This is a genomic window from Paraburkholderia sp. Ac-20347, from assembly GCF_017104805.1.
Lineage (GTDB): Bacteria > Pseudomonadota > Gammaproteobacteria > Burkholderiales > Burkholderiaceae > Paraburkholderia > Paraburkholderia tropica.
Genome location: NZ_JAAGPN010000412.1, coordinates 1 through 5,047, shown reverse-complemented (window position 1 = coordinate 5,047; position 5,047 = coordinate 1). Strand labels below are relative to the sequence as shown.

The window sequence follows — 5,047 nt, the reverse complement described above, 5'->3', positions numbered from 1 at the left end:
GTTCGACCGGCTCATCGCGCTGCTGCCGCCGGCCTCGCAGGACACGGCCGCGCCTGCCGCGCGCGTGGTCGCGGCCTGAGCGCTGCAGGGCGTCGACGCATCATGCGCGAGTCCGCTGCGGAGCCGATGGCCGGGTCGATGGCCGATTCAATGGAAGCGTCCGCCGCGCCGGAGACCGGCGCGCTGCTCGACGTCGCCGAAATCTTCGAAGCGCTGCCCGACGCCTGGCTGATCCTCGACGCCGACGCCACCGTCGTCGCAGCCAACCGCGCCTATCTGGCGCTCGTCTCGTGCGAGCGCGAAGCCATCGTCGGCCGCTCGATCTACGCGATCAACCAGGCGGGCTCCACGGCGCAACGCGAGGCGCGCCGCCAGTGGATCGAGAGCCTGCTCGCCGATGGCGCGCCCGGCGAGAGCCGTCTCGCGCCGCCGATCCGCTACGACCTCGCGCTCAACGGCAACGGCGCGCTCGTGCCGCGCTACTGGCAGGTGCGCGCGACGCTCATGCGCACCGCGCGCGGCGAGCTGCTCTACGGGCTCTGCGTGCACGACATCACCGAACGCATGGAACAGGAGGCGCGCGAGCAGCGCGAGCGCGCCAAGCTGCGTTCGCAGGCGCGTCTGCGCCAGGTGCTGGTGGACGAAGCCAACGAGCAGCTGCGCGTGCAGCAGGAACAGCTGCAGCACGCGCTGGCGTTCGCGAGCGTGGGCGCGTGGGAACTGCAGACGCGCACGGGCGTATTCACCTGCAACGAGCAGTTCAAGACGCTGCTGGGTCTGCCAGGCGTGGCGACCATCACCGAACGCCGGCTCTTCGAGGAACTGATCGACGAGGGCTATCGCGAGCGCGTGCGCAGCGCGTTCGACGCTGCGCGCCACACCGATACGCCCGTGGAAGTCGATTTTCGCGTCACCTGGCCGAACCGGCAGCGGCGCTGGATTCTGTTGCGCGCCACGCGTCCGCGCGGCAGCGAAACCATCGAGAACAACGAGCAGGCGCACGCGCCGCCCGCGGCGGTGTCGATCATCGGGCTCGCGCTCGATATTTCGATGCGCAAGGAGTCGGAGCTCGAACACCAGGCCGCCGCCGTGACCGAGCGCGCCGCGCGCGAGCGCAGCGAAGAGGCGACGCGCGCGATGGATCATTTCGTGGCGGCTGTGAGCCACGAACTGCGCTCGCCGCTGGGCGCGATCCAGTCCTGGGCGACGCTGCTGCAACGCTCGGCCGACGTCGCGCATATGGCGCGCGCGGGCACGGTCATCGAGCGTAACGCGCGTCAGCTCGCGCTGATGGTCGACGACCTGCTCGACAGCGGCGCGATCGCCACCGGCAAGCTGTCGATCGAACTCGCGCCCGTCGATCTGGGCGCGCTCGCGGGTAATATCGCCGAGGACATGCGCATGCGCATCGAGGAAAAAGGCGTGCGCCTCGTCGCCGACGATCTCGATTCCTGCATCGTGATGGCCGATGAAAAACGCGTGCGTCAGGTCATCTGGAATCTCGTGTCGAATGCGCTGAAATTCACGGAGGCGGGCGAGATCGCGGTGAGCGTGCGCGTGCACGGCGATCAGGTTGAACTCAGCGTGCGCGACACCGGACGCGGCATCGGCGCCGACGTGCTCGAACGCATTTTCGAGCGCTTCTATCAGGCGGGCGGCAGCGGACGCGCGTCGGGACTCGGGCTCGGCTTGTGGCTCGCGCGCAGCATCGTGCGCCTGCATGGCGGCTCGATCCGCGCGCACAGCGAAGGCGTGGGCCAGGGCGCGACGTTCGTGGTGACGATGCCGCGCTATCGGTGAATGCGTTGAATGCGGTGAAAGTGGTGAATGCGGCGGTAAAATCGCCGCACCGAATAGCTCACTGACGCCGCCGACATGAACGATTCCACTTCCACGCCGCTCGACGCGCTCATCGCGCAGGTGCTCGCGTTTCGCGAGGCGCGCGACTGGCAGCAGTTTCATACGCTGCGCAATCTGATCGTGTCGACCAGCATCGAAGCGGGCGAACTGCTCGAAACCATCCAGTGGAAAGACGATGCGCAGATCGCCGCCATGCTCGCCGATCCCGCCGCGCGCGCCCATCTCGAACAGGAATGCGCGGACGTCTTCATCTATTTGTTGCTGACCGCGCACACGGCGGGATTCGATCTCGTCAAAGCCGCCGCCGACAAGGTGCGCGTGAACGAAACGCGCTATCCGGTCGAGAAGGCGAAGGGCAACGCGAAGAAACACTCCGATCTGTGAGGATCGGCGCGCAATTCACCGTGCAATTCAACGTGCGAAGCAGCGCGCGAATCAACCTGAATAAGGCGGCGGCTCGTTGAGCACGGCCCAGAAGACGCCGAGGTCGTTGATCGCATCCATGAAGTCGTCGAATTCCACGGGCTTCACCACGTAGGCGTTGACGCCCAGATCGTAGCTGCGCAGCAGATCTTTTTCTTCGCGCGACGAAGTCAGCATGACCACCGGAATGCGCCGCAGATGCGCGTTCTCCCGCACGACTTTCAGCACTTCGTGACCGTCGAGCTTCGGCAATTTCTTGTCGAGCAGAATGACGGCGGGGTTTTCGTCGAGGCGATCGGCCCACTGACCTTCGCGCCGCAGATAGTCGAGCGCTTCCGCGCCATCGCGCAGCGCGACCACCGGGTTGGCGAGGCGCGCTTTTTCAAGCGCGATCAGCGTGAGCTCGATATCGTTCGGATTGTCTTCCACGAGCAGAATGGGTCTTAGCACGACGGTGTCCTCTTTCTCCGGCGCCTCAAGGCGCGTTGGGTATGGCAGGGTTGCAGGTTGATCGATGAGCGCGGCTAATCCGGCTTGCGCACGTTGCGAAACGGTTGCGCGCCCGGCGTGACCGACGCGAGCCGCGCGACGGCTGCGGCCGCCGATTCTCCGCGTTTCGCGCCGCTTTTCGCAGCTTCTTGCGCGCCGCGTTGTGTGCCGCTTTGTGCGCCGCTTTGTACCGATTCCGCGAAGTGTGTTCCCTGTGCGGATGGCGCGAGCGCCACGCGCGGGATCGCGAACGACACCGTGGTGCCCACGTTCAATTCGCTCGTCGCCCACGCGCGGCCGCCGTGGCGTTCGACGATCCGTTTGACACTAGCAAGTCCGATGCCCGTGCCCTCGAATTCCTCGACGCGATGCAGGCGCTGGAACACGCCGAACAGCTTGTCGACGTAGCGCGCGTCGAAGCCCACGCCGTTGTCGCGCACGAACACGATGTCGTGATCGGCGAGATCGCCTTCGCCCGGCGCACACCCGATTTCGATCAGCGCGGGCGCCTCGTCTTCCGTGCGCGTGCTCGTGAACTTCACGGCGTTGTCGATCAGATTGCGCAGCACGACGTGCAGCAGCACGGGATCGGCCGTGAGCGTGCAGAGCGTGGCGACGCGCCAGTCGATCGCGCGCGCGGGATGTTCGCGCTGCTGATCGGCGATCAGTTCCTTGACGAGCCGGTTCAGATCGACGGCTTGCTTGTGCAGCGCGGCGCGCCCCATGTGCGAGAACGCGAGCAGATCGTCGACGAGCTTGCCGCCGAAGCGCGCCGACGCCGCGATGCGCTCGACGAAATGCCGTCCGCGCGTGGAGAGCGCGTCGCCTTCGGTTTGCGCGAGCAGATCGGCGAATCCGGCGATATGGCGCAGCGGCGCGCGCAGATCGTGCGAGACCGTGTACGAGAAGCCTTCGAGTTCCTCGTTCGCGCGGCCCAGTTCGAGCGCGAGTTGCGCGAGTTCTTCGGCGCGGCGCAGCACGATGTCGAGCAGCGCGGCGCGGAATTCACGCGCGATTTCGATTTCCGCGGCGCGCCACGGCAGCGAGCGTTCGCGCACGATCTCGGTCCAGACGTCGAAGCTCGCGCGCGGCGAGAGCGCCTGCGCGGGCGTCGTTGCCGTGCCGGACGGCGCGAGCTTCGTGCGCGGATCGCCGGCCCACTTGAGCGCGCGCACGACCTCGGGTCGGAACCAGATCACGTAATTGCGAAAGAGCCGCGAGATCGATACGGCGAGCATGCCGGCCGCGTCGTGATGAAACGCGGTGCCCGTCTCCTGTGCGAGTTGTTCGCTCGCGTAGACGTCGCCATGCTGATTGTCGAGCCAGTTGAGGATCTGCTCGATCTGCGTTTTGTCGGGCGTGACGCCCACCGTGACGATGCGTCCGTCGAACACGATGGCCGCGCCGCTCGCGCCCGTGAGCGCGAGCAGTTCGTGCGGCTCGGCCGCGAGCGCGCTTACGAAGTGCTCGCTGTTCGCCATGCTCGCGAGCAGCCGCGAGAGACGGCGGCGCAGCGCGAGACCGTACTCGGCCTGAGCGCCGTCCTCGCGCGCCTCGATCTGCAGCGAGAGCATCTGCGCGATGTGCTCGCAGGCGGCGCGCACTTCGAACGCGGGCAGGCGCGCGCTGGCGTGATGGCAGGAAATCAGGCCCCAGAGTTTGCCGCGCACCACGATCGACATCGACATCGACGAACCGGTGCCCATGTTCTTCATGTACTGCACGTGCACGGGCGAAACGCTGCGCAGCGACGACCACGTGAGATCGGTCGGTCGGCCCGTGGCCGGATGCAGCGGCGGCACGAGCGGCACGCTCGCGTAGTCGGCGTCGGCGATCAGACGGATGCGGTTCTGCACGTAGAGCGCGCGCGCCTGGGCCGGAATGTCGGCGGCCGGAAAGCGCTGGTCGAGATACGAGGCGTAGCCGGGGTCGAGCGCTTCGGCGATCACGTGGCCGTTGCCCGCTTCGTCGAAACCGTACACCAGCGAGCGTCCGTAGCCGGTGATGCGCTTGACTTCGCTGGCGGCGAGGCGCGCGAGTTCCTCGACGCCCGGGCTCGCCTGCAACGCGTGCAGGAAGGTGCGCACGAGCGGATAGAGCGAGGAGAACACGTCGCCGGTGCCGAGCGCCGGTTCGAGCTCGACGATGGCGACGCCGTCGTAGCGATGCGCGACCACGGCGAGCGGCGCGCGGTCGCCGCCACGCGGATCGTCGATGGTGCCGACGAGTTGCGGCGCGCCGTCCGAGCCCGGCGCAGCGAGTGCCTCGCGCGCGG

Annotated in this window: 4 protein-coding genes; 2 read left to right on the top strand and 2 right to left on the bottom strand. The window is 67.4% G+C overall.

Features of this window, described 5'->3' with window-relative positions:
- The coding region (locus tag G3N97_RS36560) for an ATP-binding protein (RefSeq protein ID WP_346778173.1) at window positions 1-1,800 on the top strand (1,800 nt) is incomplete at its 5' end.
- 75 nt (window positions 1,801-1,875) lie between these two features.
- A complete protein-coding gene (locus tag G3N97_RS36555; RefSeq protein ID WP_205997655.1) occupies window positions 1,876-2,244 on the top strand; it encodes a nucleotide pyrophosphohydrolase in 369 nt (122 codons plus the stop codon).
- A gap of 51 nt (window positions 2,245-2,295) precedes the next feature.
- Here G3N97_RS36555 and G3N97_RS36550 read toward each other — a convergent pair whose 3' ends face one another.
- Window positions 2,296-2,733, bottom strand: a complete 438-nt coding sequence (locus tag G3N97_RS36550; RefSeq protein ID WP_205997654.1) for a response regulator — start codon at window positions 2,731-2,733, stop codon at window positions 2,296-2,298.
- A gap of 74 nt (window positions 2,734-2,807) precedes the next feature.
- On the bottom strand, window positions 2,808-5,047 hold a 2,240-nt coding region (locus G3N97_RS36545; protein WP_205997653.1), incomplete at its 5' end, for an ATP-binding protein.